The sequence below is a fragment of the Streptomyces sp. V4I23 genome, assembly GCF_030817975.1.
In the GTDB taxonomy this organism is placed as follows: Bacteria; Actinomycetota; Actinomycetes; order Streptomycetales; family Streptomycetaceae; genus Streptomyces.
Genome location: NZ_JAUSZW010000004.1, coordinates 2,640,380 through 2,665,873, shown reverse-complemented (window position 1 = coordinate 2,665,873; position 25,494 = coordinate 2,640,380). Strand labels below are relative to the sequence as shown.

Here is a 25,494-nt window from a genome sequence, read left to right as displayed (position 1 = left end):
CGACGCGGGGTGGAGCAGCTCGGTAGCTCGCTGGGCTCATAACCCAGAGGTCGCAGGTTCAAATCCTGTCCCCGCTACTGAAACGAAGGCCCGGATCCTTGAGATCCGGGCCTTCGGTCATGTCCGGCCGGTCGACAGTCTCACCGGACCGCCGATCACCCGGGATCCGGCCTGGCGACCGGTCCGGCCCCGCGACCTGACGAAGAAGGGCCCCGACGTTTCCGTCGGGGCCCTTCTCGGTGGTTTGGTGCTACGCGGCAGCGCAGTTCGGGCAGGTGCCGCGGTAGGTCACCTCGACGTCCGAGATCGTGAAGCCGAAGCGCTCCGAGTCGGGGAGGTCGGCCAGGGGGTTGCCCGACGGGTGGACGTCACGGATCGCGCCGCAGCGGGCACACACCAGGTGCTGGTGGGGCCGGTGGGCATTCGGGTCGTAGCGCTTGGCGCGGCGGTCGGTCGACACCTCGAGCACCTCGCCGAGGCTGACCAGCTCACCCAGCGTGTTGTAGACGGTGGCCCGGGAGATCTCGGGCAGGCGCTCCACCGCGCGCGCGTGGACCTCGTCGGCCGTCAGGTGGACATGGTCGCCGTCGAGGACCTCGGCGACGACGCGCCGCTGCGCGGTCATGCGCCAGCCGCGTCCGCGGAGTCGTTCCAACAGGTCACTCATAGGGCCAGCCTAACAGTGAAGGGACCCAGGTCCCGAACGGGTGTGACTTTGGATGCTCACTTGACTTAGACAAAGTCCATTGTAGGATCGAGACCAGCGCGTACCAAGGGCAGGTAGTGCTGATTTCGATCAATGGGCAGAACGACGCAGGAGGCGCACGTGACGCAGGGACCGCTCACCACGGAGGCCGGGGCACCGGTCGCCGACAACCAGAACAGCGAGACGGCGGGCGTCGGCGGTCCTGTTCTGGTCCAGGACCAGCTGCTGCTGGAGAAGCTCGCGCACTTCAACCGTGAGCGCATCCCGGAGCGCGTGGTCCACGCCCGTGGCGCCGGCGCGTACGGCACCTTCACGCTCACCCGTGACGTATCGCAGTGGACGCGCGCGAAGTTCCTGTCCGAGGTCGGCAAGCAGACGGAGACGTTCCTGCGCTTCTCGACCGTCGCGGGCAACCTGGGCGCGGCGGACGCGGTCCGCGACCCGCGCGGCTGGGCGCTGAAGTTCTACACCGAGGAGGGCAACTACGACCTCGTCGGCAACAACACCCCGGTGTTCTTCATCAAGGACGCCATCAAGTTCCCCGACTTCATCCACACCCAGAAGCGCGACCCGTACACCGGCAGCCAGGAGGCGGACAACGTCTGGGACTTCTGGGGCCTGTCGCCCGAGTCCACCCACCAGGTGACCTGGCTGTTCGGCGACCGCGGCATCCCCGCCTCGTACCGCCACATGAACGGCTACGGCTCCCACACCTACCAGTGGAACAACGAGGCCGGCGAGGTCTTCTGGGTCAAGTACCACTTCAAGACCGACCAGGGCATCAAGAACCTCGCCCAGGACGAGGCCAACAAGCTCGCCGGTGAGGACCCCGACTCCCACCAGCGCGACCTGCGCGAGGCCATCGAGCGCGGTGACTTCCCGACGTGGACCGTGCAGGTGCAGATCATGCCGGCGGCCGAGGCGGCGACCTACCGCTTCAACCCGTTCGACCTCACCAAGGTGTGGCCGCACGAGGACTACCCGCCGATCGAGATCGGCAAGCTGGAGCTCAACCGCAACCCGGAGAACATCTTCGCCGAGGTCGAGCAGTCCGTCTTCAGTCCCGCCCACTTCGTGCCGGGCATCGGTCCCTCGCCGGACAAGATGCTCCAGGGCCGCCTGTTCGCCTACGGCGACGCCCACCGCTACCGCGTCGGCATCAACGCCGACCACCTGCCGGTGAACCGCCCGCACGCCACCGAGGCGCGCACGAACAGCCGGGACGGCTTCCTGTACGACGGCCGCCACAAGGGCGCGAAGAACTACGAGCCCAACAGCTTCGGCGGCCCGCACCAGATCGACCGCCCGCTGTGGGTCGGCTCCGCGGTCACCGGCGTCACCGGCGACCACCCGGCGCCCGTCCACGCCGAGGACAACGACTTCGTGCAGGCGGGCAACCTCTACCGCCTGATGTCCGAGGACGAGAAGGGCCGTCTGATCGACAACCTCGCCGGCTTCATCGCCAAGGTGTCGCGCGACGACATCGCCGAGCGCGCGATCAACAACTTCCGCCAGGCGGACGGCGACTTCGGCAAGCGGCTCGACGCCGCGGTCCAGGCCCTGCGCGGCTGACCCGCTTGTCGTAGCCCGGAGGGCCGGATCCCTGGACAGGGATCCGGCCCTCCCGGTGTCCGTGTGTGGATGCGCCCGTTCGCTCGTGCGGGTGAACTCCGGTCAGCCCGCGACCGATCCCGCGTGCCGCCTGGCCGGAGCCCAGCAGCGGATGATGTCGCGGACGGAGACGATGCCCACCGGGCCGCCGTCGTCCGTCACGATCAGATGGCGGAAGCCGCCGTGCGCCATTGCTCCGGCCGCCTCCTCCAGGGTCCAGGAAGGTGCGGCGAACACGACGTCGGTGGTGGTGTGGGTTCCGGCGGTCTCCAGGTCGGGGTTCTGACCCGAGCCGATCGAGTTCAGGATGTCGCGCTCGGTGAGGATCCCGAGGCCGAGGTCGCCGTCGAGGACGACGGCCGCGCCGACACGTCGTGCGGCCATCAGACTGGCCGCCTGGCGGAGTGTGTGTGCGGGTCCGATGGTGAGGACCACCGTGCTCATGGCGTCACGAACGAGCATGGACGGAGCCACCTCCTTGGTGTACCGGTCGCTAGAGAACCGATTCACAAGTTCACAAGAGTGGGGACTCTCAGAGTCGCAGTCCCCCACCCGGGCAGCAAGGGGGCATGCGCGGCGTGTTGAGCCGCGCACGAAAGCCTCCGATGGCGCGGGCGTGCGCCGGGCGGGTCAGTACCGCTGGTTCAGATAGCCCAGGAGTTCGCGGTGGAGCAGCCCGTTCGACGCGGCGGCGTTGCCGCTGTGCGGGCCCGGAGTGCCGTCGAGGCCGGTGAACGACCCGCCCGCCTCCTGCACCACGATCGCGGGGGCCGCCATGTCCCACAGGGACAGCTCGGGCTCGGCGCAGACGTCCACCGCCCCCTCGGCGACCATCATGTACGACCAGAAATCGCCGTAGCCCCGGGTGCGCCAGCAGGCCCGCGTCAGATCCAGGAACCCGTCGAGGCGCCCCTGCTCCTCCCAGCCGCTCAGTGAGGAGTACGCGAACGACGCGTCCTGCATCCGCTCCACCTTCGAGACCTGGAGCCGCGTCGCCGACGTCAGGCTGCGGCCGGTGTACGCGCCCGCACCCTTCGCCGCCCACCAGCGGCGGCCCAGCGCCGGGGCGGACACCACGCCCACCACCGGCTCGAAGCCGCCCTCTCCCGCCTCCATCAGCGAGATGAGCGTCGCCCACACCGGAACGCCGCGCACGTAGTTCTTGGTGCCGTCGATCGGATCGACGACCCAGCGCCGCGGGCCCGTGCCCTCGATGCCGAACTCCTCGCCGAGGATCGCGTCGCGCGGCCGTGCCCGCTGGAGATGCCCGCGGATCAGCTCCTCGGCTGCCTTGTCGGCCTCGCTCACCGGCGTCATGTCCGGCTTGGTCTCGACCTTGAGGTCCAGGGCCTTGAACCGCTCCATCGTGGTGGCGTCGGCGGCGTCCGCGAGGACATGGGCGAGGCGCAGATCATCGTGGTAGTCCGGCATGGTCGCCACTCTATCGGTGCAGGAACGGGGTGTTCCTGGTGGTGGGGGCGGCTGCCGAGCAGGCTGCCGTGTCCCTTGACAGCCCCGGTGGGCCCGTCAACCCTGTGCCCACACATGCCTGGTCGGGGAGGCGACGATGCCCGCAGCTCGAGAGTCCCTGCTGAACGCCGCGCTCGTGGCGCTCGGCGACCTTCCCTGGCCCCGGGTGCGGATGGCCGATGTCGCCGGAGCCGCGGGTGTCTCCCGTCAGACGCTCTACAACGAGTTCGGCAGCAAGGACGGTCTCGCCCGCGCTCTGGTGCGGCGCGAGGCCGACCGCTATCTGCGCGGTGTGGAACGGCTGCTGGCCCAGCGGACCGAACCCTCCGAACGGCTGGTCTCCCTCGCCGAGTGGACCGTCGGCGAGGCCCGCGCCCGGCCGCTGCTGCGCGCCCTGCTCACCGGCTGCTGGGGCGAGAGGCTGCCCGTCCCGCGTCCGGTGCGCGAAGGCGCGGCCCTGCCCGCCGTGCCGGCCCAGCGCCGCGCGGACGCCGGGCTTCCGGCACCGGCCGAGCTGCTCGCGGCCGTACGGGACCGGTCGCGTACCGCGGTCAGGCAGGCGCGGCGGTCGCTGGAGGGTCGCTCCACCGACGACCCGGCGGATCTCCCGCAGCGCTGCGAACTCGCCGTACGCCTCGCGCTGTCCTATGTGATCGCGCCCATGGGAGAGGGCGTCGCCCAGCTGGTGCGGGACTCTGTCGGCGGGGTCGGGGCCGCGGTCAGTGCGCCGAGCCCGAGAGCTGCAGACCGATGACGCCGACGATCACCATCGTGATCGAGACGATCTTGAGGGTGGAGACCAGGTCGCCGAGGAAGAGCATGCCGTAGACGGCCGTGCCGGCCGCGCCGATCCCGGTCCACACCGCGTACGCGGGTCCGACGTCGAGCTTTCTCAGCGCGATGGTCAGCAGGCCGAAACTGCCGAGGGCGAAAGCCGCGAAGGCGATCGTCGGCCACAACCGGGTGAACCCGTGAGACAGCTTGAGGCAGACGGCGAAGCCCGTCTCCAGCAACCCGGCGACCACCACCAGCAGCCACGCCATCGGTCTTGCGCCTCCCGCGTCATTCGGTGACTGCTCGGGCCCGGGACTGCTTGGTCCGACTTGGTGCGATTATGCACTTACCGGCTGTCGCAGATCGCAAACGTGGACGACTCAGTCACCTTCGCGTCGCTCCCGCGTCGCCAGCAGGCGCCGCAGGGAGTACAGCCGGGCGGGATCCGCGTGGCCCTCGGCCACCCAGGCGTCGAGCGCGCAGTCCTTCTCGTCGTGCGAACAGGCCCTCGGGCAGCCTTCCGTACCGGGCTCCAGATCGGGGAAGGCGTGGATGACGCGGGACGGATCGACATGGTGCAGGCCGAACGACCGCACGCCGGGCGTGTCGATCACCCAGCCCCCCTTCTCGTCCGCGAGCGGCAGGGCGAGCGCCGACGTGGTCGTGTGCCGGCCCCGGCCCGTGACCGCGTTGACAAGCCCGGTGCTGCGCCGCCGCTCCTGCGGCACCAGCGCGTTCACCAGGGTCGTCTTTCCGACACCCGAGTGCCCGACGAACGCCGTCGTCCGGCCCACCAGGTACTCGCGCACGCGCTCCGCCGCGAGGCCGTCCACGAACTCCTCGCGTGTGGTGACCACATGGGGCACACCGAGCGCGCCGTACCTCTCCAGCAGCTCGTCCGGCGGGGCGAGGTCCGACTTGGTCAGCACGAGCAGCGGCTCCAGACCGCCGTCGTACGCCGCGACCAAACAGCGGTCGATCAGCCGGGGGCGCGGCTCGGGATCGGCGAGCGCGGTCACGATCGCGAGCTGGTCCGCGTTGGCGACGACCACGCGCTCGAAGGGATCGTCGTCGTCGGCCGTACGCCGCAGCACCGAGCTGCGCGGCTCGATCCGTACGATCCGGGCCAGGGTGTCCTTGGCGCCCGACAGGTCACCGACGATGCCGACCCGGTCGCCGACGACCGCCGCCTTGCGGCCCAGCTCGCGGGCCTTCATCGCCATCACGACCCGGTCCTCGACCAGACACGTGAGCCGGCCCCGGTCGACGGTGAGGACCATCCCCTCCGCCGCGTCCTCGTGTTTGGGCCGGATGCTGGTGCGCGGGCGGTTCCCCTTGCGGTTGGGGCGCGAGCGGATGTCGTCCTCGTCGGTGTGCTTGCCGTAGCGGCGCATGATCTCAGGCCCCGAGCATTTCGGCCCACATCCGAGGGAAGTCGGGCAAGGTCTTGGCCGTGGTCGCCACGTTCTCGATCTGCACGTCCTTCACGGCGAGACCGATGATCGATCCGGCCGTCGCCATCCGGTGGTCGTCGTAGGTGTGGAACACGCCGCCGTGCAGGGGGCGCGGGCGGATGTGCAGGCCGTCCTCGGTCTCGGTGACGTCGCCGCCGAGCTCGTTGATCTCCTTGGTGAGCGCCGCCAGCCGGTCGGTCTCGTGGAGCCGCAGGTGCGCCACACCGCGGAGCGTCGAGGGGGAGTCGGCCAGCGCCGCCACCGCCGCGATGCCCGGCGTGAGCTCGCCGACCTCGCCCAGGTCCACGTCGATGCCGTGGATGCGGCCGCTGCCGGTGAACACCAGCGCCGTACCGTCCGGCGTCGTCGTCAGCTCGCAGGAGCCGCCCATCTCGGTGAAGATCTCGCGCAGCGCGTCACCGGGCTGGGTGGTGCGCTCGGGCCAGTCCGGGATCGTGACCCGGCCGCCGGTGACGAGCGCGGCCGCCAGGAACGGCTGGGCGTTGGACAGGTCGGGCTCGATCGTCAGGTCGCGGCCCAGCAGGGCGCTGTGCGAGACACGCCAGACGTCCGGCTCACCGCCGGTCTCCGGCTCGTCGACCTGGGCGCCGACCGCGCGGAGCATGTCGACGGTCATCCGGATGTGCGGCATCGAGGGCAGCCGGCCGCCCACGTGACGTACCTCGACGCCCTGGTTGAAACGCGGTGCCGAGAGCAGCAGCGCGGACACGAACTGGGACGACGACGAGGCGTCGATCCGCACCGGACCGCCGTCCAGCGCACCGCCGCCGTGCACCGTCATGGGCAGCGCCCCGCGGTCGTCGTCGTCGATACGGGCGCCGAGGGTGCGCAGCGCACCGATCACGCCGCCGAGGGGGCGCTCGTAGGAACGCGGGTCGCCGTCGAAGCGGATCGGGCCGTCGGCGAGCGCGGCGACGGGCGGCAGGAACCGCATGACCGTGCCCGCGTTGCCGACGTCAACCGTGGCCGGGCCGTGCAGACCCGAGGGGATGACGCGCCACGCCTCGCCGGCGCCGCCCGTCGTGCTGGAGGAGACGGTCTCCTCGATGCCGACGCCCATCGCCTGGAGCGCGGCCGACATCAGGAGGGTGTCACGGGAGCGCAGCGGGCGGCGCAGCCAGCCCGGCTCGGCGGCGAGGGCGGCCAGCACGAGCGCGCGGTTCGTGACCGATTTCGATCCGGGCACGGTGACGGTCGCTTCGACGGCTCCGGTCGCGTAGGGGGCGGGCCAGAGGGCGGGGTGCACGGTGCTGTCGGTCATGGCCATCACTTTAGTGGCTCGGCGCCGACCGCCTTCGAGGTCAGAGCCCGAGCAGCCACCGGCCTCCGCCGATCAGCGAACAGAACGCCACCAGATGGAAGAACGCCAGCCACACGACGGGCGGCACATGGGTGAGCCGCCCGAGCTGGTCCGCGTCCGAGTCCGGCGCCCCTCCGTGGCGGCGCTTGGACTGCAGCTCGAACACCGGCCGCACGCCGCCGAGCAGCATGAACCACACGGCCGTGTAGGCGAAGAGGGACTGTACGCCGGGTTCTGTCAGCCAGGACACGAGGACGAACGCGGCGCCGGTCACGGTCACGGTGAGGGCGCCGTACGCGTTGCGGACCATGACCAGCAGCGCCAGCAGCAGCGCCGTGGCCACCCAGAGCAGCAGCGTGATGTGGTGCGCGGCCAGCAGCCAGGCGCCGCCGAGGCCGAGCAGCGGGGTGGCGGTGTATCCGGCGGCCGCCGTCAGGACCATGCCGAGCCCGGTCGGTTTGCCCCGGCTGACGGTGAGGCCGCTGGTGTCCGAGTGCAGCCTGATGCCCTGGAGCGAGCGGCCGGTGACGAGGGCGATCAGGCCGTGGCCGCCCTCGTGCGCGATGGTGACCGCGTTGCGGGTCACCCGCCACAGGGCGGTCGGTATGACGGCGGCGAGGGCTACGAGGCCGGTGACGACGACGAGCCAGGGCTCGGGGGCGTCCTGGGTCCCGGTGAGCCGGTCCCACAGGTTCTGCGCGGAGGCCCCGGCGAGGACCGTGGCGGTGTGTGTCGTGTGCATTTCGCGGGCGGCTCCCTCGGACGGCGTACGGAAGTGGCAGTGTGGCACCTATGTGCGGACGGTATGCAGCAAGTCGTAGGCCCGAGGATCTGGTCGGGCTGTTCCGGGTCGAGAAGTGGGAGCCGGAGGAGACCCTGGCCCCCGACTGGAACGTGGCCCCGACCAAGGAGGTCTACGCGATTCTCGAGCGTCCTGTGAAGGACGCGGCGGACAAGCGTCCGGTTCGGCAGATGCGGACGCTGAAGTGGGGCCTCGTGCCGTCGTTCGCCAAGACGCCCGAGGGCGCGGCCCGGATGATCAACGCGCGCGCCGAGACGGTGCACGAGAAGCCGTCGTTCCGCAGGCCCTTCCTGACCCGCCGCTGCATCCTGCCGGCCGACGGCTATTACGAGTGGGTGACCGGGACCGGGGAGCGGGAGCTGGAGGTCGAGGGGAAGAAGAAGCGCCCGCGGAAGCAGCCGTATTTCGTCACTCCCGCGGACGGCTCGGTGTTCGCGATGGCCGGCCTGTACGAGTTCTGGCGCGACCGCACGCTCCCGGACGGTCATCCCCAGGCCTGGTGGGTGACCTGCTCGGTGATCACCACGGATGCGGAGAAGGGGCCGCTCGGCGTCGCGCCGGCCGAGGGGCCGCGGTCGCTGTCCGACATCCACCCCCGGATGCCCCTGATGCTGGTGCCCGACCGCTGGGACGCCTGGCTCGACCCGTCGACGACCGACCCCGACGAGGTCCGTTCCCTGCTCGCGCCGCCTCTGGAGGGACTGATGAGGGCGTACCCGGTCACGACGGCGGTCAGCAACGTGCGCAACAACGGGCCGGAACTGCTGGAGGAACTGGCGGGCCCCGAGGAGCCGGTGCTGTTCTGACGCCGCCCTCGGCGTGCTCCGCGTCACAATGGCCGCATGGAGCGGAAAGAGATCGTCGAGGTCCCCGGCGGTGACGCCCGGATCACCTGGTTCCCCGCGAGACGGGCGCGCCTCGTGCTGGCGCTCGGGCACGGCGCCGGGGGCGGGATCGAGGCGCGCGACCTGAAGGCGATCGCCGGTGGCCTGCCCGCGCACGGCGTCACCGTCGCCCTCGTCGAGCAGCCCTGGCGCGTCGCCGGCAAGAAGGTCGCCCCCGCGCCGAAGACGCTCGACACCGGATGGCGCGGCGTGTGGCCCGCCCTGGCGAAGGCGGGGCCGCCCGTCGTCGCCGGCGGCCGCAGCGCCGGGGCGCGCGTCGCCTGCCGCACGGCCGTCGAGCTCGGCGCCGTCGGCGTGCTCGCGCTGAGCTTCCCGCTGCATCCTCCCGGCCGCCCCGAGAAGTCCCGCGCGGACGAACTCCTGGACGCGGGCGTGCCCACCCTCGTCGTGCAGGGCGGCAGCGACCCCTTCGGCAGGCCCGAGGAGTTCCCCGACGGTCCCTACGAACTCGTCGAAGTGCCGTTCGGGGACCACGGGTTCGCCGTGCCCAAGAAGGCCGGGATCCCGGAGGCCGAGACCCTCGGAACGATCACCGGTGCTGTGACCCGTTGGACAGCCGCGCTCCGGGAATGAGACGCGGGTGCGCACTGTTGTGGCGGATGTCAGTACAGAGCATGAGTAGGGAGTCCACCGCATGGGTACGACCTTCTGCCCGACAGCCGAGCGCTCCACCGGGCTGGAGTGGACGGTGCTCTCGCAGGGCAAGAGCGGGCCGGTTCCGGCGGCGGGCGGTGGGAATCGGCAGGCCCCGTCGCAGCATGGTCGACTATTCTCCGATTCGAGCGGGTCCGCTCTGGGATCCGTCACAGCGTTGGAGGAGGTGGGTGCGGTCACTGGGACCGACGCAGGGACCGACGACGGCCGGGCGGAGCAGTCCGAGGAGACGGCCGCCGAGCGCAATGCCCGTTTCGAGCGGGACGCCCTCGGCTACCTCGACCAGATGTACTCGGCCGCGCTGCGCATGACGCGCAATCCCGCCGATGCCGAGGACCTCGTACAGGAGACGTACGCCAAGGCGTACGGCTCGTTCCACCAGTTCCGCGAGGGCACCAACCTCAAGGCGTGGATGTACCGGATCCTCACGAACACCTTCATCAACTCCTACCGCAAGAAGCAGCGCGAGCCCCAGCGCAGCGCGGCGGAGGAGATCGAGGACTGGCAGCTCGCGCGCGCCGAGTCGCACATGTCGACGGGGCTGCGTTCCGCGGAGTCGCAGGCCCTCGACCATCTGCCGGATTCGGACGTCAAGGAAGCTCTTCAGGCGATCCCCGAGGAGTTCCGGATCGCGGTCTATCTCGCCGACGTAGAGGGCTTTGCGTACAAGGAGATCGCGGACATCATGGGAACACCCATCGGTACGGTGATGTCCCGCCTGCACCGGGGCCGCCGTCAGTTGCGCGGCATGCTCGAGGACTACGCCCGCGAGCGCGGGCTCGTCCCGGCCGGTGCGGGGGAGTCGAACGACGCGAAAGGCTCGGGCTCATGAGCTGCGGAGAGCCGCACGAGACGGACTGCTCTGAGGTCCTGGACCATCTCTACGAGTTCCTCGATCATGAGATGCCCGACAGTGACTGCACCAAGTTCGAGGTGCACTTCGAGGAGTGCTCCCCGTGCCTGGAGAAGTACGGCCTGGAGCAGGCGGTGAAGAAGCTGGTCAAGCGGTGCTGCGGGCAGGACGACGTGCCCAGCGACCTGCGCGCCAAGGTCATGGGCCGTATCGACCTGATCCGTTCGGGCCAGGCCGTTCCCGACCAGGACGTGGCGACGGCACAGGAGTAGCTCCGCCGGAGACATACGCAGGACCCTGAGGCGCGTCACGACTCGTGGCGCGCCTCACGTGATGCCGTGATGTTCACCCGTACGTGCGAACGGGTGCCGTACGGCCGCCCCTCACCTCTCATCTCGCTAGCGTGTGCGCTGGATCGAGGAGGGGGCGGGGCAGTGACGGCCATACCGAAGGCGGCACACGCCTTCATCGCGGGTGCCGTCCTCGGCGCCGTGGTCTGTGCGGCCCCGGCCGTGACGGCCGCCGATGTGCCCTGGACCGCGGTCGCGCTGCTCGCCGGGCTCTACGCGGTGTGCGAGATGCCCGCCCGCCTCCGTCCCGGCCACTCGCAGCGGGTCGGGGCCTGCCCGTACTTCCCCGTGCTGCTGGCGGCCGCCTTCCTGCTGCCGGCCGCGGCCGCCGCGCTCGTCCCTGTGCCGGGCGCCCTCGTCGGCCGGGCCGGCCGGCCCGCGCCGGGGGCCCGCCGCGTCTGGCGCGCCGCGCAGCTGGCGCTGTCGACCTGGGCCGCGGCGCGGGCGTACCGCCTCGCCGGCGGCGAACGCGGCCTGACCGCCCCCGACTTCCCCTCCGTGCTGGTGCACGCGCTCGCCGGGGCGCTCGCCTTCTGCCTGGTGCTCTCCGTCCTCGACGGCGCCATCCGCGCGGCGGCCGAGCATGTGCCGCTGCGCCGGGCCGGGCGGGCGCTGCTGTCCGTGTCACCCGCCCCGTACTGCGTGCACGGCCTCGCCGGGCTGATGACGGCCGTCCTGTGGCGCAGCCCCTACGGGCCGGTGTCCGCGCTGTTCGTCCTGCTGCCCATGTACGTCTCCAGCTGGATGTACGCCCAGTACCACCGTGAGCGGGCGGCCCACCAGGCGACCATCCGCGCGCTCGTCCAGGCCGTCGACCTCAAGGACCGCTACACCCGCGGTCACAGCGAGCGGGTCGGCCGGGCCTCCGTGCTGATCGCGCGCGAGCTGCGCATGGCGGACGAGCGGCTGGAACTCCTCCGGTTCGCCGGGATCCTGCACGACGTGGGCAAGCTCGGTGTGCCGACGCGCGTGCTGCGCAAGGACGGGCCGCTGACGCCCGAGGAGCGGCGCGTGATCGAGCTGCATCCGGAGTACGGGCACGAGATGGTGCGCGGCATCGGCTTCCTGGGCGAGGCGCGGGCGGCGATCCTGCACCACCACGAGCGGCTGGACGGCAGCGGCTACCCGTACGGGCTCGCCGGTGAGCAGATCCCCGAGTTCGCGCGGGTGGTGGCGGTCGCGGACGCGTTCGACGCGATGACCTCGACCCGCTCCTACCGGCGGGCCCGCCCGGTGGCAGCGGCGCTCGAGGAGTTGGAGCGCTGCGCGGGGACGCAGTTCGACCCGCGGATGGTGGACGCGCTGGTGCGCGCGCTGGAACGCGAGGGCTGGGAGACGGCCGTCACCTCGGACGAGGCGGCACCGGTGGGTCCGCCGCGGCAGGAGGCGCCGAGCGGGCCGCACCGGGTGTGGACCGGATGACGGCGGCCCTGCCGGACCGGGCCGTCGTCGCCGTGTACGCGGCCGCCGCCTGTCTCGCCGCCGCAGCCCTCGGCGGGGTCGCCTGGAACGGCCTGGCCGAGCCCGCGAACGCGCTCGGTTTCGGAATCTTCATCGCGGTGGGGGAGCTTGCGCGTTGGGGGGCCGTGCCGGGGGCGGGGGCGCCGCCTGCGCCGGAGGGGGCCTGGGGCAGGGAGCCCGCCCCGCTCGCGGCCGCCGGCGCCCTCGCGTACGCGCTCCTCGGCGAGTGCGCCGGGCGGCCCACTGCCCACGGCCCCCTCCAGGTCGTCGCGGTCGTCGTCGCGGGCACGCTCGCCGGGGCCGTGCCGCACGTCGCGCGCGGGCGCGGACCCGGGCCGGACCATGTGGCCCGGCGGGTGCTGACCGTCGGGTTCGCCGCGGTGTGCTTCCAGCCGCTGTACAACTCCGGCGCGTTGGAGCACCGCATCGGACACGGTCCCTTCTACGCCCTCTTCCTCCTGGTGCTCCTCGTGCTCACCCTCCTGTGCGACGCGGTGCTGTCGGCGGTCCTCCTGGCGGCCCGTCCCGGGTACCCGTACGGGCCGCTGCTGCGCGACGAGCTGCGCGCGCTGCCCGGCATAGGGTCCGCCGTGTGCGCGACCGGTGCCGTGATGGCCCTCGCGGTCGCGGTCGCGGGCCTGTGGGCGCTGCCCGTCTTCTGCGTGCCGCTGCTGCTGACCCAGTTGTCGTTCCGCAGGTACGCCGCGGTCCGCACGACCTACCGCCAGACCATCGCCTCCCTCGCCCGTGCCACCGAGATCGCGGGCTACACCCCGCCCGGCCACGCCCGGCGGGTGGCCGCGCTCAGCACGGCCGTGGGCCGGGAGATGCGGCTGTCGGGCCCCGAGCTGACGGTGCTGGAGTACGCGGCCCTGATGCACGACATCGGCCAGCTGTCCCTGGTCGACCCCGTGCCCGACGGGGCCACCGCCGTGCTCCCGGCCGCCGAGCAGCGCCGTATCGCGCTGCTCGGCGGTGCGGTCGTGCGCCGGACCGGGGTGCCGCCCGCCGTCGCGGCCGTAGTGGAGCAGCAGGCCGATCCCTACCGGGAGCAGTCCCTGCCCGCGCGGATCGTCCGCACCGTGAACGCGTACGAGGACCTGGCACAGGGAAGCGGAGGAAGTGCGGGCGGAGCCCTCGCGGCACTGGAGCGGCTGCGCCTCGGCACGGGCCACGACTACGAGCCCGAGGTCGTGGAATCCCTTGCCAGAGTCCTTGCCCGAGGCGGTCTCGGCCCGGTCCCACCTGGGTAACCCATGGGTAATGAGCGAGCCTGCGACCGGGCATGGTTGGATGCGAAAGAAGGCACAGAAGCGGGCACTCAGGCATGCGTCCGGGACAGACACCCGAGCGACCGGCAGGCGGGAATCGTGAGGATCTTCGGGAAGGTACGGCATCGGCCGTCCGCCTCGTGGCGGCAGGCCACCGACCGCGCGTTCACGCTGATCGGCGACGGCCGGTACGAGGACGCGGGGGCGTTGCTGACCAGGGCGGCGGATCTCGAGCCCTGGCTCTCGGAGTCCTGGTTCAACCTGGCGCTGCTGCACAAGTTCCGGCACGACTGGGAGCAGGCCCGGGCCGCGGGGCTGCGTGCCGTCGCCCTGCTGGACAAGGAGACCGGCGCCCCGGACTGGTGGAACGTGGGCATCGCCGCCACCGCCCTGCAGGACTGGCCGCTGGCCCGCCGCGCCTGGCAGGCGTACGGGCTGAAGGTGCCGGGAGCCGCCGCGCCGAACGGTGAGCCCGTCGGCATGGATCTCGGCAGCGCCGCCGTACGGCTGTCGCCCGAGGGCGAGGCCGAGGTGGTCTGGGGCCGCAGGCTCGACCCGGCCCGGATAGAAGTGCTCTCCATCCCGCTGCCCTCGTCCGGGCGGCGCTGGGGCGAGGTGGTCCTGCACGACGGTGTGCCGCACGGCGAGCGCACGACCAGCGCGGGGCCCTCCTACCCCGTCTTCGACGAGATCGAGCTGTGGGCGCCCTCGCCCGTGCCGACCTGGGTGGTGCTGCTGGAGGCGGCGACCGAGACCGACCGGGACGCGCTGGAGAAGCTGGCGGCCGACGCGGGGTTCGCCGCCGAGGACTGGTCGTCCTCGGTGCGGCTGCTGTGCCGGGCCTGTTCGGAGGGCCGGATGCCGAGCGCCGAGGGCGAGGGCGAGCACCTGGACCCGCACGACCACAGCGAACCGGGCCACCCGGGCCCGCTGGGCCACCGCACGGCGGGCGACCTGTGGTCGCCGGAGCGCGAATGCGGAATCGCCGCGCCGGCCGGGCTCGTGCGCGGACTGCTGGACGGCTGGGTCGCGGACAGTCCGGACAGCCGGGAATGGCGGGATCTCGAGGAAGTCTGCTGACCAGGGGCTCCCCGGCGGATCTTGGCCGGGGCCACGACGCTCCGCCAGGGCTCCGCCAGGGCTTCGCCTGGGGGCACCCCCAGGCGACGGCACCTCGCCGGTTGCCGAAATGCCCTTGTAGCTCCGCTATGAGGGCATCCCGGCGCCTTGCGATGCGTCCCCCAGGCCTGCGGGCCCGGGGAGACCCCATGCACCGGACGCCGCGTCCTGTCCGGTCCTGATCCGTCGGGCAGCCCCTGCCCGTAGGCTGTACGGACACGCAGGTGACCGGGCATCGGGCCGGGGACGGGTACTGAGAAGGGCGTACGGCTGACATGGCGTCGCAGCACGAGACGGACCAGCAGGTCGACGACGGTTTCGTCGTGGACACGGAGAACTGTGAGGAGCGCGAGCGCGCCTACCGCGAGCGCGGCACCTCCCGCCCGATCACGGTCGTGGGCAACCCCGTGCTGCACAAGGAGTGCAAGGACGTCACCGAGTTCGACGACAAGCTCGCCGCTCTCATCGACGACATGTTCGCCAGCCAGCGCACGGCGGAGGGCGTCGGCCTCGCCGCGAACCAGATCGGCGTGGACCTGAAGGTCTTCGTCTACGACTGCCCCGACGACGAGGGCGTGCGCCACGTCGGCGTCGTGTGCAACCCGGTGCTGGAGGAGCTGCCCCCGGAGCTGCGCAACCTCGACGACTCCAACGAGGGCTGCCTCTCCGTTCCGACGGCGTACGCCTCACTCGCCCGCCCCGACTACGCGGTGGTGCGCGGGCAGGACGCCCAGGGCAACCCGATCCGGGTGCGCGGCACGGGCTACTTCGCCCGGTGCCTCCAGCACGAGACGGACCACCTGTACGGGTACCTCTACATCGACCGGCTCTCCAAGCGCGAGCGCAAGGACGCGCTGCAGCAGATGGCGGAGGGCACCCCGCGCTACCCCGTCGTCGCCAACGACTGATCCGCGCGACCCACGGCGGGCCCCGCTCCGTGCGAGCGGGGCCCCCGTGCGTCACCCGCCCGTCATTGGACCGACAAATGACGGCAGTCCGGGGGCTGTTGACGCGCGTCGACCGTCCCGCCAGTCTCTGCTGTGGACCGCTCTCACGGCTCTCATCGCAGGGAGACTTCATGCTGAGACGTACGGCACGGCTTCTGCTGTCCATTGTCATGCTCATGGTTGCCGGGCTCACGGGGGTCGTCGCCACCGCCGGCACCGCCCAGGCCGACGACTGCTACACCTGGTCGCGCACCCTCTCGCAGGGCGCGTCCGGCGCGGACGTCACCCAGCTCCAGATCAGGGTGGCGGGCTACCCCGGCTACGGCGGCGTCCTCGCCGTCGACGGCGACTACGGCCCGGCGACCACCGCCGCCGTCAAGCGCTTCCAGTCCGCCTACGGCCTCGCCGCCGACGGCGTCGCCGGACCCGCGACGTACAGCAAGATCTACGCGCTCCAGGACAGCGACTGCACCCCCGCCCACTTCAGCTACGCCGAACTCAACGACTGCAACTCCACCTGGTCCGGCGGCGCGGTCAGCGCCGCGACCGCCAAGTCCAACGCCCTGCGCACCATGTGGAAGCTGGAGGCCATGCGGCACGCGCTCGGCGACCAGCCCATCACCGTGACCAGCGGCTTCCGGTCGTACGCCTGCAACGAGGCGGTCGGCGGCGCGTCGAGCAGCCGCCACCTCTACGGTGACGCCGCGGACCTGGGCGCGGGACCGCATTCCCTGTGCAAGCTGGCCCAGCAGGCCCGTTACCACGGCTTCAACGGCATCCTCGGCCCCGGCTACCCGGGCCACAACGACCACACGCACGTCGACCACCGCAGCAGCCGCTACTGGTCGGCTCCCAGCTGCGGCATCTGACCACGGAAGCGGCCCGCACCTCCCCCGTGCGAGGTGCGGGCCGCGGCCTGTTTCCGTGCGGATCAGAAGTCGTCGTCGAAGGAGACCGAGCCCTCCACCGCGACCTGGTACGCCGACGGGCGCCGCTCGAAGAAGTTCGTCAGCTCCTGGACGCCCTGCAACTCCATGAAGGAGAACGGGTTCTGGGAGCCGTACACCGGGGCGAAGCCCAGTCGTGTCAGGCGCTGGTCGGCGACGCACTGCAGGTACTCGCGCATCGACTCGGTGTTCATGCCCGGCAGCCCGTCGCCGCACAGGTCACGGCCGAACTGGAGCTCCGCCTCGACCGCCTCGTGCAGCATGTCCGTGACCTGCTGCCGCAGCTCGTCGTCGAACAGCTCCGGCTCCTCCTTGCGGACGGTGTCCACGACCTCGAAGGCGAAGTTCATGTGCATCGTCTCGTCGCGGAACACCCAGTTGGTGCCCGTCGCCAGTCCGTGCAGCAGTCCGCGCGAGCGGAACCAGTAGACGTAGGCGAAGGCGCCGTAGAAGAACAGGCCCTCGATGCAGGCGGCGAAGCAGATCAGGTTGAGCAGGAAACGGCGGCGGTCGGCCCGCGTCTCCAGGCGGTCGATCTTCTCGACCGAGTCCATCCACTTGAAGCAGAACTGCGCCTTCTCGCGGATGGAGGGGATGTTCTCGACGGCGGCGAACGCGGCGGCGCGGTCGTCCGGGTCGGGCAGGTAGGTGTCGAGCAGCGTCAGATAGAACTGGACGTGCACGGCCTCCTCGAAGAGCTGACGGCTCAGGTACAGCCGCGCCTCGGGGGAGTTGATGTGCTTGTAGAGCGTCAGCACCAGGTTGTTGGCCACGATCGAGTCGCCCGTCGCGAAGAAAGCGACCAGCCGGCCGATCATGTGCTGCTCGCCCGGCGTCAGCTTGGCGAGGTCGGCGACGTCGGAGTGGAGGTCGACCTCCTCCACCGTCCAGGTGTTCTTGATGGCGTCCCGGTAGCGCTCGTAGAAGTCCGGGTAGCGCATGGGACGCAGGGTCAGTTCGAAGCCCGGGTCGAGCAGGTTCTTGTTCTCCACGGTCATTACTGGCAGGCCTCGCAGGACTCGGGGTTTTCGAGGGAACAGGCGACGGCGTCGGGGTCTGCGGCCGCCTGGACCGGGGGCACCTCCGCCGAAGGCTGGGGGATGATCGTCGCCTGGGCGGCGCGGGCGATCCTCGTCGCCGGGCGCGAGCGCAGGTAGTACGTCGTCTTCAGGCCCTGCTTCCAGGCGTACGCGTACATCGACGACAGCTTGCCGATGGTCGGCGTCTCCAGGAACAGGTTCAGCGACTGCGACTGGTCGAGGAACGGCGTACGGGCCGCCGCCATGTCGATCAGGCCGCGCTGCGGGATCTCCCAGGCCGTCCGGTACAGCTCGCGTACCTCGGCCGGGATCCAGGTGAAGCCCTGCACCGAGCCGCTGGACTCGCGCAGCGCCTCGCGGGTCTGGGCGTCCCACACGCCGAGCTTCTTCAGCTCGTCCACCAGGTAGGAGTTGACCTGGAGGAACTCGCCGGACAGCGTCTCGCGCTTGAAGAGGTTGGAGACCTGCGGCTCGATGCACTCGTAGACGCCCGCGATCGAGGCGATCGTCGCCGTGGGCGCGATGGCGAGGAGCAGCGAGTTGCGCATGCCGACGGCGGCGATCCGCTCGCGCAGGGCGGCCCAGCGCTCGGGCCAGTTCAGCTCCACGCCGTAGTGATCCGGGTGCAGAACGCCGCGCGCGGTGCGCGTCTTGTCCCAGGCCGGCAGCGGGCCGCTGCGCTCGGCGAGGCCGGCGGACGCCTCGTACGCGGCGAGCATGATGCGCTCGGCGATGCGGGTGGACAGGGCGCGTGCCTCGGGTGAGTCGAAGGGCAGCCGCAGCTTGAAGAAGACGTCCTGGAGGCCCATCGCGCCCAGGCCCACGGGCCGCCACTTGGCGTTGGAGCGCCCGGCCTGCTCGGTCGGGTAGAAGTTGATGTCGACGACCCGGTCGAGGAAGGTGACCGCGGTGCGGACGGTGGCGTCCAGCCGCTCCCAGTCGATGTCCCCACCGTCGGCTCCCTGCTCGACGAAGGCCCCCAGGTTCACCGAGCCGAGGTTGCAGACGGCCGTCTCGCCGTCGTCGGTGACCTCCAGGATCTCGGTGCACAGGTTGGACGAGTGGACCGTGTGGCCGGGCTCGGCGGTCTGGTTGGCGGTGCGGTTGGAGGCGTCCTTGAAGGTCATCCAGCCGTTGCCGGTCTGCGCGAGCGTGCGCATCATGCGGCCGTACAGGTCGCGCGCCGGGATGGTCTTGCGGGCCAGGCCCTTGGCCTCGGCGGCGCGGTACGCGGCGTCGAACTCCTCGCCCCACAGGTCGACGAGCTCGGGCACGTCGGCCGGCGAGAACAGCGACCAGTCGGAGCCCGCCTCGACGCGCCGCATGAACTCGTCGGGGATCCAGTGCGCGAGGTTGAGGTTGTGCGTACGCCGGGCGTCCTCGCCGGTGTTGTCGCGCAGCTCCAGGAACTCCTCGACGTCGGCGTGCCAGGTCTCCAGGTAGATCGCGGCGGCGCCCTTGCGCCGGCCGCCCTGGTTCACGGCGGCGACCGAGGCGTCGAGCGTCTTCAGGAACGGGACGATGCCGTTGGAGTGCCCGTTGGTGCCGCGGATCAGCGAACCGCGGGCGCGGACGCGCGAGTACGAGAGCCCGATGCCGCCCGCGTGCTTGGACAGGCGCGCGACCTGGTGGTAGCGGTCGTAGATCGAGTCGAGCTCGTCGAGCGGCGAGTCCAGCAGGTAGCAGGACGACATCTGCGGGTGGCGGGTGCCGGAGTTGAAGAGCGTGGGGGAGGAGGGGAGGTAGTCGAGCCGGCTCATCAGGCCGTACAGGTCGGCGACCTCGTCCACCGAGCGGACGCTGTCGTCCTCGGCGAGGCCGCAGGCGACGCGCAGCATGAAGTGCTGCGGCGCCTCGACGACCTGACGGCTGATGGGGTGACGCAGCAGGTAGCGGCTGTAGAGCGTGCGCAGGCCGAAGTAGCCGAAGCGGTCGTCGGCGGCCGGGTCGACGAGCGCGTCGAGCCGGGCCGCGTGCAGCGCCACGAACGCGGCGGTGCGGTCCGCGATCAGGCCCTCGCGGTGCCCGACCGCGACGGAGGCCGAGAACGACACCGCCCCCTGGCCTGCGGCCTCGTCCGCGATCGTGCGGGTCAGCAGCCGGGCGGCGAGACGGGAGTAGGCCGGGTCCTCGGAGATCAGACCGGCGGCGGCATCGGTGGCGAGGGAGCGCAGTTCGGCCTCGTCCGATCCGGCGTGCCGCCCGCGCAGCGCGGCGGCGGCGACCCTGCCGGGGTCGGTGTCGGGCAGATCGGCCGTCAGATCCGTGAGGGTCCGCAGCAGGCCGGCCCCGGGACCGGCCGTGGTCTGCTCCGCGGTGCCTGAAGCCGGATCGGCTGGCGCGATGGTCATGTGATGCTCTCCCTCGCTCGGCTCTGGGCCGGCGGGGGAGGCGGGGACCATGCCGGCGCGGGCCCGCGGACGGGCAGCACGAGGCACGGCGTCCACCGGCCCTACCGCGAGGCCCGGACGTCTCGGCACCCGGTTCGGTCGAGCCGGATGCACCGTCGGCAGGTCCTCGGACTTGTCGGGTACGCACAGCGCACCGGATCACACCGTTGCGGGACAGTTCCGGATTCGCACCGGATTCCCCTGCGGCGACAGCCAGATGAGCATACATGTGGGGGCGGGGTGCTGCGCATGCCCCCACATGTTGTGTCTCGCGGGCTCAGAGCTCCAGGGCGTACGTCAGCAGGGGAACGTTCTCGACCGGCGCCCAGTCCCGCTCGGGGGTGCGTACGAAGCCCAGGCGGGCGTATATCCGGTGCGCCGCGTGCATCATCGGCTGCGTCGACAGCACCACGCGCACGCACCCGGGCACCGCCCGGGCCCGGTCGACACAGGTCCGCACCAGCGCCTCGCCCACCGCCCGTCCCCGGGCCTCCTCGGCCACGGCCAGCGTCCGGAACTCGGCCTCGCCGGGACCCGCGAGGTCGGCGTACGGGCCGCCGGCGGGAACGAAGGCCACCCCGCCGAGCACGGTTCCCCGCCCGTCCACGGCGACGTACACCTCCGTGTGCGCGGCGCGTCCCGCGACGTCCCGCAGCACCTCCAGATACGGGTCCTCCTCGCCGAAGTCGAGCATTCCGCCGCGCAGATACGCCTGTGCGGTCAGCTCCCCCAGCGCCCCGTACTCCCCGGATTCGATCCGCCTGATGGTGATGTCCATGCCCGGCAGTGTGCATCAGAGCACGACGAAGGGCCGCCGCATTTCCCTGGGGGAGATACGACGGCCCTTGCGTACGCGATCCGTCAGTGGCCGCCGGGGGCGCCCGCCGTGGCCGGCGGCAGTTCCACCTTGACGCCCGGGTCCCCCGCGTCCGCCGTGTAGTCGGACGGGCTGGTCTCGTCGACGCCGTCGGGGGCCTTGGCCGCCTTCAGGACGAAGGTGAGCACCACGGTGACGACGAGGTTCAGCACGAACGCGGTGAGGCCGATGTAGCCGATCTCGCCGATGCCGGGGATCTCGGCCGACGAGCCGCCGAAGTGCTTCTGTGTCGGGCTCGCCACGCCGTAGGCGGCCACCGTGCCGTAGATCATGCCGACCGCCCAGCCGGCGATGAGCGCCCAGCGGTGGAACCAGCGGGTGAACAGGCCGCCCACCAGGGCCGGGAACGTCTGCAGGATCCAGATGCCGCCCAGCAGCTGGAAGTTGATCGCCACGGTCTTGTCCATGGTGAGGACGAAGACCAGGGCGCCGACCTTCACCAGCAGCGAGACCAGCTTGGAGACCTTGGTCTCCTGCGCCGGGGTCGCGTCGGGCTTGAGGAAGTCCTTGTAGATGTTCCGGGTGAACAGGTTGGCCGCGGCGATGGACATGATGGCCGCCGGGACCAGCGCGCCGATGCCGATCGCGGCGAAGGCGACGCCCGCGAACCAGTCCGGGAACATGTTCTCGAACAGCTGCGGGATGGCCAGCTGACCGTTGGTGACCTTCACGCCCGCCGCGATGGCCATGAAGCCGAGCAGGGCCAGCAGGCCCAGCATCAGCGAGTACAGCGGCAGGATCGTGGTGTTGCGGCGGATCACCTCACGGCTGCGCGAGGACAGCGTCGCCGTGATGGAGTGCGGGTACATGAAGAGCGCGAGCGCCGAGCCCAGGGCCAGGGTGGCGTAGCCCCATTGGCCCATCTCGCCGGGTACCAGGGCGCCGACGGGCTTGTCCGTGGCCGGGTTGATCTGCGAGAACTTCTCGCCGGCGGCGGAGAAGATCGCGTCGAAGCCGCCGAGCTTGATCGGGATGTAGATGATCGCCACCGCGATGACGATGTAGATCAGGGTGTCTTTGACGAAGGCGATCAGCGCCGGCGCACGCAGTCCGGAGGAGTACGTGTAGGCCGCGAGCACACCGAAGGCGATCAGCAGCGGCAGGTCCTTGATGAACCAGTTGGTGTTCTCGCCACCGCCGACGCCCATGACGTCGAGCACGGCCTGGATGCCGACCAACTGCAGCGCGATGTACGGCATCGTGGCGAGGAGGCCGGTGAACGCGACCGCCAGGGACAGGCCCTTGGAACCGAAACGTCCGCGGACGAAGTCGGCAGTCGTCACGTACCCGTGCTTGTGCGACACCGACCACAGGCGCGGCAGGAAGGTGAAGATCAGCGGGTAGACGAGGATCGTGTACGGCACGGCGAAGAAGCCGGCCGCGCCCGCGGCGTAGATGGCCGCCGGGACGGCGACGAAGGTGTACGCGGTGTACAGGTCGCCGCCCAGCAGGAACCAGGTCACCCAGGTGCCGAACGATCTGCCGCCCAGACCCCATTCGTCGAGGCTGTGCTCGTTCTCGGCCTTGCGCCAGCGGGCGGCCAGGAAGCCCATGACCGTCACGGCCAGGAAGAAGAAGATGAAGACGCCGAGTGCGACGCCGTTCACGCCGTCCTTCATCGGGAGGCACCTCCCTTGCGGGCGCGCTGGTCACGCTGCCACAGCTTGTAGGCGATCATCGTCAGCGCCGTCGACACCACGACCCAGAGCATCTGGTACCAGTAGAAGAACGGCATGCCGATGAACGTCGGCTCGACCTTCGCGTAGGAACCGACCCAGAGCATCGCCACGAAGGGTGCGAAGAGACAGAGGGCGATGATCACGCGCACCGGTGTGACGACCGGTTGTTTCGCTTCGGGCGCTTCAGGCGCGTCCGGTGCCTCGGGCACTGCTGACATGCGGCTCCGTCCCCTCACTGGTCACCTGTTGTAGTGCGCAGGAAATCTAGGCGAGCCGTTCGAGTCCCGTCACCCCCCGTCCGCATATCGGTACGGCAACGACTTCGCGCCACGGCTGCGCAAAACATGACATGGCGTCGCAACACGCTGCGACGCCATGCCGGACACCCTGTCAGGTGGGGGAGGTACGGCCCGGGGCCGCGTGTCTCAGTCCTTCGGCCGCTGGAGCCGAGCGACGAACTTGTAGCGGTCCCCGCGGTACACCGAGCGGACCCACTCCACCGGTTCGCCCTGGGCGTCGAGCGAGTGGCGCGAGAGCATCAGCATCGGGAGGCCGACGTCCGTGCCGAGCAGCCCCGCCTCGCGCGGGGTGGCGAGAGACGTCTCGATCGTCTCCTCGGCCTCGGCGAGATGGACGTCGTACACCTCCGCGAGGGCGGTGTAGAGCGAGGTGTACTTGACGAGCGAGCGCCGCAGCGCGGGGAAGCGCTTGGCCGAGAGGTGCGTGGTCTCGATGGCCATGGGCTCGCCGCTGGCCAGCCGCAGGCGCTCGATCCGCAAGACCCGCCCGCCCGTCGAGATGTCGAGCAGCTCCGCCAGAGTGTCGTCGGCTGTGACGTATCCGATGTCCAGAAGCTGGGACGTGGGCTCCAGGCCCTGTGCCCGCATGTCCTCCGTGTACGAGGTGAGCTGCAGCGCCTGGGAGACCTTGGGCTTGGCGACGAACGTGCCCTTGCCCTGGATGCGCTCCAGCCGGCCCTCCACGACGAGTTCCTGGAGCGCCTGCCGCACGGTCGTGCGCGAGGTGTCGAACTCGGCGGCGAGCGTGCGCTCCGGCGGCACCGGAGTCCCGGGCGGCAGTGTCTCGGTCATGTCGAGCAAGTGCCGCTTCAGCCGGTAGTACTTGGGCACGCGCGCGGTACGGGCGCCTGCTGCCCCGCTCTCGGCTTCGGTGCCGGCCCCGTCCGTGGTCATGACCCGCCTTCCCGACTGCTGCGCTCCTGCCGTCACCGGCTCCTCCGTCTGTAGCGGCTCACATGGTGGCACGGACCGCTCGCGGGTCGTCGCCCTCCCTCAGGTGTCGGTCCGATAACGGACGCGACTGCCCTTCTTATACACCCTTGACACCCCCAAAGGTCTAGGCCAAGCTCCCGGTACTGGTCTAAACCATTAAAGATCAGATCCCGGCCCCAGGGCAGAATCCGGCGCGCCATTGTCAAGTGCTGCGCGACTCCCGGGTGGTGGGGGGGACTCTTGCATCCCTTGAGGAGGGTGGCGTGAAGCGCAATCTCGTAGCAGCGGTGGGTGTGGCGGCCATGATGGCCTCGGTCGCGGCGTGCGGTTCGGACGGCGGCGGCGAGGCGGCCAAGGACCCGAAGGACCGCAAGGAGACGCTGACCGTCTGGCTGATGGTCGACGCGCAGTCCACGTGGCCCGAGCTGGTGAAGGACGTCAACGCTCAGTTCAATGCCAAGTACCCGGGCGTGAAGGTCAACGTCCAGTACCAGCAGTGGGCGGACAAGACCAAGAAGCTCGACGCGGCGCTCTCCGGCGACAAGTTCCCGGACGTCGTCGAGCTCGGCAACACCGAGACCATGACGTACATCCTCAACGGAGCGCTCGGCGAGATCGACCCGAAGAAGTACGAGAACTCGGACACCTGGATCGGCGGCCTCAAGGACACCTGCTCCTATGAGGGCAAGCAGTACTGCGTGCCGTACTACGCCGGTGCGCGCGTCGCCATCTACAACAAGGACATGTTCAAGGCGGGCGCGGGCGCCGAGACCCTGCCCACCACCGAGGCCGAGCTGACCGCCGCCCTCGACAAGGTCCAGGAGAAGTACGGCAAGGACAAGGCGTTCTCGCCGCTCTACCTGCCCGGCCGCTACTGGTACGCCGCCATGTCCTACGTCGCCGCGTACGGCGGCGAGATCGCCACCTACGACGAGGGCACGAAGGAGTGGAAGTCCGCTCTGTCCACGCCCGAGGCGCAGAAGGGCATCAAGCACTTCGTCGACCTGGTCGAGAAGTACAACCACGGCGACAAGACGAAGGACGAGCAGGACCACGCCAACGTCATGGCCAACGAGAAGGCCGCGCTGCTGTACGGCAACGGCTGGGAGGCCGGCAGCGTCACCGACCCGGCGGGCAACGGCAACGCCAAGCTCAAGGACAAGATCCTCACCGCGGGCATGCCCGGCCCGAACGGCAAGGCGCTTCCCTCCTTCATCGGCGGCTCCGACCTCGCCACCATCTCCAAGTCCAAGGTCCAGGACCTCGGCGAGGAATGGATCTCGATGTTCACCAGCGCCAAGTCGCAGGAGGTGCTGGCCTCCAAGAACATCCTGCCGAACAACACCAAGCAGCTGGAGCCGCTGAAGGCCAAGCCGGAGACCGCGGCGATCGCGGGCGCGGTGCCGGACGCCTGGTTCACCCCGATCGCGCCGGGCTGGGCCGCGATCGAGAAGAAGGAGGTCCTGGAGCTGATGCTGCTGGACATCATCAAGGGCACGCCGGTCGAGGAAGCCACCAAGAAGGCCGACGAGGAGATCGACAAGCTGATCAACGAGCAGTCCTGACCCCGGACTTCTCACCGCGTCGACCAGCGGCGGGGGCGGCGGACCGTGCCTCGGCACGGGGCGCCG

25 protein-coding genes, 1 tRNA gene and 1 riboswitch are annotated in these 25,494 nt (G+C 70.7%); of the genes, 13 read left to right on the top strand and 13 right to left on the bottom strand.

Features of this window, described 5'->3' with window-relative positions; genetic code table 11:
* The first annotated feature begins 3 nt into the window (after nt 1–3).
* Nucleotides 4–77: transfer RNA gene (locus tag QFZ82_RS14100), tRNA-Met, on the top strand.
* Nucleotides 78–250: 173 nt separating this feature from the next.
* On the opposite strand, the gene QFZ82_RS14095 is transcribed toward QFZ82_RS14100, so the two are convergent.
* Nucleotides 251–667 carry a Fur family transcriptional regulator gene (locus QFZ82_RS14095; protein ID WP_177152912.1) on the bottom strand — a complete coding sequence of 139 codons (417 nt, stop codon included), beginning with the start codon at nt 665–667 and terminating at the stop codon, nt 251–253.
* Between the two features lie 132 nt (nt 668–799).
* Between QFZ82_RS14095 and QFZ82_RS14090 the strand changes: the two genes are divergently transcribed.
* A complete protein-coding gene (locus QFZ82_RS14090) occupies nt 800–2,278 on the top strand; it encodes a catalase (protein ID WP_307713501.1) in 1,479 nt (492 codons plus the stop codon).
* 102 nt (nt 2,279–2,380) lie between these two features.
* On the opposite strand, the gene QFZ82_RS14085 is transcribed toward QFZ82_RS14090, so the two are convergent.
* Both QFZ82_RS14085 and hisN read right to left on the bottom strand, forming a co-directional pair.
* Entirely contained in the window at nt 2,381–2,779 is a 399-nt protein-coding gene (locus QFZ82_RS14085; protein WP_307713500.1) for a cyclic nucleotide-binding/CBS domain-containing protein, read from the bottom strand.
* Between the two features lie 168 nt (nt 2,780–2,947).
* The gene (gene hisN / locus QFZ82_RS14080; RefSeq protein WP_307713499.1) at nt 2,948–3,748 is read right to left on the bottom strand and encodes a histidinol-phosphatase; all 801 of its coding nucleotides are present in this window, start codon (nt 3,746–3,748) and stop codon (nt 2,948–2,950) included.
* Between the two features lie 136 nt (nt 3,749–3,884).
* Here hisN and QFZ82_RS14075 point away from each other — a divergent pair, with 136 nt between their 5' ends.
* Complete coding sequence (locus tag QFZ82_RS14075) at nt 3,885–4,541, top strand: TetR/AcrR family transcriptional regulator (RefSeq protein WP_307713498.1); 657 nt, start codon at nt 3,885–3,887, stop codon at nt 4,539–4,541.
* On the opposite strand, the gene QFZ82_RS14070 is transcribed toward QFZ82_RS14075, so the two are convergent.
* The 4 genes from QFZ82_RS14070 to QFZ82_RS14055 form a co-directional block, all read right to left on the bottom strand.
* Nucleotides 4,507–4,830: a multidrug efflux SMR transporter gene (locus QFZ82_RS14070; RefSeq protein WP_307713497.1), complete on the bottom strand. Its 324-nt coding sequence runs from the start codon at nt 4,828–4,830 to the stop codon at nt 4,507–4,509. The genes QFZ82_RS14075 and QFZ82_RS14070 overlap by 35 nt on opposite strands.
* 111 nt (nt 4,831–4,941) lie before the next feature.
* Entirely contained in the window at nt 4,942–5,955 is a 1,014-nt protein-coding gene (gene rsgA, locus QFZ82_RS14065; RefSeq protein ID WP_307713496.1) for a ribosome small subunit-dependent GTPase A, read from the bottom strand.
* A 4-nt stretch (nt 5,956–5,959) separates the two neighbouring features.
* Nucleotides 5,960–7,297 carry a 3-phosphoshikimate 1-carboxyvinyltransferase gene (gene aroA, locus QFZ82_RS14060; protein WP_307713495.1) on the bottom strand — a complete coding sequence of 446 codons (1,338 nt, stop codon included), beginning with the start codon at nt 7,295–7,297 and terminating at the stop codon, nt 5,960–5,962.
* 40 nt (nt 7,298–7,337) lie between these two features.
* A complete protein-coding gene (locus QFZ82_RS14055; RefSeq protein ID WP_307713494.1) occupies nt 7,338–8,078 on the bottom strand; it encodes a M50 family metallopeptidase in 741 nt (246 codons plus the stop codon).
* Nucleotides 8,079–8,128: 50 nt separating this feature from the next.
* On the opposite strand from QFZ82_RS14055, the gene QFZ82_RS14050 reads away from it, so the two are divergent.
* From QFZ82_RS14050 to QFZ82_RS14010, 9 genes are all read left to right on the top strand, one after another.
* The gene (locus QFZ82_RS14050) at nt 8,129–8,944 is read left to right on the top strand and encodes an SOS response-associated peptidase (protein WP_307713493.1); all 816 of its coding nucleotides are present in this window, start codon (nt 8,129–8,131) and stop codon (nt 8,942–8,944) included.
* A gap of 36 nt (nt 8,945–8,980) precedes the next feature.
* Nucleotides 8,981–9,616 (top strand): alpha/beta family hydrolase, encoded by a 636-nt coding sequence (locus tag QFZ82_RS14045; RefSeq protein WP_307713492.1) that lies wholly within the window; start codon nt 8,981–8,983, stop codon nt 9,614–9,616.
* Nucleotides 9,617–9,863: 247 nt separating this feature from the next.
* A complete protein-coding gene (locus QFZ82_RS14040) occupies nt 9,864–10,529 on the top strand; it encodes a sigma-70 family RNA polymerase sigma factor (protein WP_177152923.1) in 666 nt (221 codons plus the stop codon).
* Entirely contained in the window at nt 10,526–10,822 is a 297-nt protein-coding gene (gene rsrA / locus QFZ82_RS14035; RefSeq protein ID WP_307713491.1) for a mycothiol system anti-sigma-R factor, read from the top strand. Before QFZ82_RS14040 ends, rsrA begins: the two co-directional genes overlap by 4 nt.
* Nucleotides 10,823–10,984: 162 nt before the next feature.
* Nucleotides 10,985–12,322 carry an HD-GYP domain-containing protein gene (locus tag QFZ82_RS14030; RefSeq protein ID WP_307713490.1) on the top strand — a complete coding sequence of 446 codons (1,338 nt, stop codon included), beginning with the start codon at nt 10,985–10,987 and terminating at the stop codon, nt 12,320–12,322.
* Entirely contained in the window at nt 12,319–13,614 is a 1,296-nt protein-coding gene (locus tag QFZ82_RS14025; RefSeq protein WP_307713489.1) for an HD-GYP domain-containing protein, read from the top strand. Before QFZ82_RS14030 ends, QFZ82_RS14025 begins: the two co-directional genes overlap by 4 nt.
* 117 nt (nt 13,615–13,731) lie before the next feature.
* Nucleotides 13,732–14,712: a hypothetical protein gene (locus QFZ82_RS14020; RefSeq protein WP_307713488.1), complete on the top strand. Its 981-nt coding sequence runs from the start codon at nt 13,732–13,734 to the stop codon at nt 14,710–14,712.
* Between the two features lie 314 nt (nt 14,713–15,026).
* Nucleotides 15,027–15,659, top strand: coding sequence for a peptide deformylase (def, locus tag QFZ82_RS14015; RefSeq protein ID WP_307713487.1), 633 nt, complete (start codon nt 15,027–15,029; stop codon nt 15,657–15,659).
* A gap of 170 nt (nt 15,660–15,829) precedes the next feature.
* On the top strand, nt 15,830–16,567 hold the full coding sequence (locus tag QFZ82_RS14010; RefSeq protein WP_307713486.1) for a D-Ala-D-Ala carboxypeptidase family metallohydrolase: 738 nt from the start codon (nt 15,830–15,832) through the stop codon (nt 16,565–16,567).
* A 62-nt stretch (nt 16,568–16,629) separates the two neighbouring features.
* Here QFZ82_RS14010 and QFZ82_RS14005 read toward each other — a convergent pair whose 3' ends face one another.
* From QFZ82_RS14005 to QFZ82_RS13980, 6 genes are all read right to left on the bottom strand, one after another.
* Nucleotides 16,630–17,643, bottom strand: a complete 1,014-nt coding sequence (locus QFZ82_RS14005; protein ID WP_307713485.1) for a ribonucleotide-diphosphate reductase subunit beta — start codon at nt 17,641–17,643, stop codon at nt 16,630–16,632.
* Nucleotides 17,643–20,036 (bottom strand): ribonucleoside-diphosphate reductase subunit alpha, encoded by a 2,394-nt coding sequence (locus QFZ82_RS14000; RefSeq protein ID WP_307713484.1) that lies wholly within the window; start codon nt 20,034–20,036, stop codon nt 17,643–17,645. Before QFZ82_RS14000 ends, QFZ82_RS14005 begins: the two co-directional genes overlap by 1 nt.
* A 139-nt stretch (nt 20,037–20,175) precedes the next feature.
* A riboswitch (cobalamin riboswitch) is annotated at nt 20,176–20,308 on the bottom strand.
* 44 nt (nt 20,309–20,352) lie between these two features.
* The gene (locus QFZ82_RS13995) at nt 20,353–20,853 is read right to left on the bottom strand and encodes a GNAT family N-acetyltransferase (RefSeq protein WP_307713483.1); all 501 of its coding nucleotides are present in this window, start codon (nt 20,851–20,853) and stop codon (nt 20,353–20,355) included.
* An 83-nt stretch (nt 20,854–20,936) separates the two neighbouring features.
* Nucleotides 20,937–22,571, bottom strand: coding sequence for a monocarboxylate uptake permease MctP (gene mctP, locus QFZ82_RS13990; protein WP_307713482.1), 1,635 nt, complete (start codon nt 22,569–22,571; stop codon nt 20,937–20,939).
* The gene (locus QFZ82_RS13985) at nt 22,568–22,849 is read right to left on the bottom strand and encodes a DUF3311 domain-containing protein (RefSeq protein WP_307713481.1); all 282 of its coding nucleotides are present in this window, start codon (nt 22,847–22,849) and stop codon (nt 22,568–22,570) included. Before QFZ82_RS13985 ends, mctP begins: the two co-directional genes overlap by 4 nt.
* A 207-nt stretch (nt 22,850–23,056) precedes the next feature.
* Nucleotides 23,057–23,824, bottom strand: coding sequence for a GntR family transcriptional regulator (locus QFZ82_RS13980; protein ID WP_307713480.1), 768 nt, complete (start codon nt 23,822–23,824; stop codon nt 23,057–23,059).
* Between the two features lie 302 nt (nt 23,825–24,126).
* On the opposite strand from QFZ82_RS13980, the gene QFZ82_RS13975 reads away from it, so the two are divergent.
* Nucleotides 24,127–25,428: a sugar ABC transporter substrate-binding protein gene (locus tag QFZ82_RS13975; protein ID WP_307713479.1), complete on the top strand. Its 1,302-nt coding sequence runs from the start codon at nt 24,127–24,129 to the stop codon at nt 25,426–25,428.
* Nucleotides 25,429–25,494 lie beyond the last annotated feature (66 nt).

Bases quoted from the DNA above. Each gene is read 5' to 3' on its own strand.
- QFZ82_RS14095 (WP_177152912.1), bottom strand. From the start codon at position 667: ATGAGTGACCTGTTGGAACGACTCCGCGGACGCGGCTGGCGCATGACC.
- QFZ82_RS14090 (WP_307713501.1), top strand. From the start codon at position 800: ATGGGCAGAACGACGCAGGAGGCGCACGTGACGCAGGGACCGCTCACC.
- QFZ82_RS14085 (WP_307713500.1), bottom strand. From the start codon at position 2,779: ATGCTCGTTCGTGACGCCATGAGCACGGTGGTCCTCACCATCGGACCC.
- hisN (WP_307713499.1), bottom strand. From the start codon at position 3,748: ATGCCGGACTACCACGATGATCTGCGCCTCGCCCATGTCCTCGCGGAC.
- QFZ82_RS14075 (WP_307713498.1), top strand. From the start codon at position 3,885: ATGCCCGCAGCTCGAGAGTCCCTGCTGAACGCCGCGCTCGTGGCGCTC.
- QFZ82_RS14070 (WP_307713497.1), bottom strand. From the start codon at position 4,830: ATGGCGTGGCTGCTGGTGGTGGTCGCCGGGTTGCTGGAGACGGGCTTC.
- rsgA (WP_307713496.1), bottom strand. From the start codon at position 5,955: ATGCGCCGCTACGGCAAGCACACCGACGAGGACGACATCCGCTCGCGC.
- aroA (WP_307713495.1), bottom strand. From the start codon at position 7,297: ATGACCGACAGCACCGTGCACCCCGCCCTCTGGCCCGCCCCCTACGCG.
- QFZ82_RS14055 (WP_307713494.1), bottom strand. From the start codon at position 8,078: ATGCACACGACACACACCGCCACGGTCCTCGCCGGGGCCTCCGCGCAG.
- QFZ82_RS14050 (WP_307713493.1), top strand. From the start codon at position 8,129: ATGTGCGGACGGTATGCAGCAAGTCGTAGGCCCGAGGATCTGGTCGGG.
- QFZ82_RS14045 (WP_307713492.1), top strand. From the start codon at position 8,981: ATGGAGCGGAAAGAGATCGTCGAGGTCCCCGGCGGTGACGCCCGGATC.
- rsrA (WP_307713491.1), top strand. From the start codon at position 10,526: ATGAGCTGCGGAGAGCCGCACGAGACGGACTGCTCTGAGGTCCTGGAC.
- QFZ82_RS14025 (WP_307713489.1), top strand. From the start codon at position 12,319: ATGACGGCGGCCCTGCCGGACCGGGCCGTCGTCGCCGTGTACGCGGCC.
- def (WP_307713487.1), top strand. From the start codon at position 15,027: ATGGCGTCGCAGCACGAGACGGACCAGCAGGTCGACGACGGTTTCGTC.
- QFZ82_RS14010 (WP_307713486.1), top strand. From the start codon at position 15,830: ATGCTGAGACGTACGGCACGGCTTCTGCTGTCCATTGTCATGCTCATG.
- QFZ82_RS14005 (WP_307713485.1), bottom strand. From the start codon at position 17,643: ATGACCGTGGAGAACAAGAACCTGCTCGACCCGGGCTTCGAACTGACC.
- QFZ82_RS14000 (WP_307713484.1), bottom strand. From the start codon at position 20,036: ATGACCATCGCGCCAGCCGATCCGGCTTCAGGCACCGCGGAGCAGACC.
- QFZ82_RS13995 (WP_307713483.1), bottom strand. From the start codon at position 20,853: ATGGACATCACCATCAGGCGGATCGAATCCGGGGAGTACGGGGCGCTG.
- mctP (WP_307713482.1), bottom strand. From the start codon at position 22,571: ATGAAGGACGGCGTGAACGGCGTCGCACTCGGCGTCTTCATCTTCTTC.
- QFZ82_RS13985 (WP_307713481.1), bottom strand. From the start codon at position 22,849: ATGTCAGCAGTGCCCGAGGCACCGGACGCGCCTGAAGCGCCCGAAGCG.
- QFZ82_RS13980 (WP_307713480.1), bottom strand. From the start codon at position 23,824: ATGACCACGGACGGGGCCGGCACCGAAGCCGAGAGCGGGGCAGCAGGC.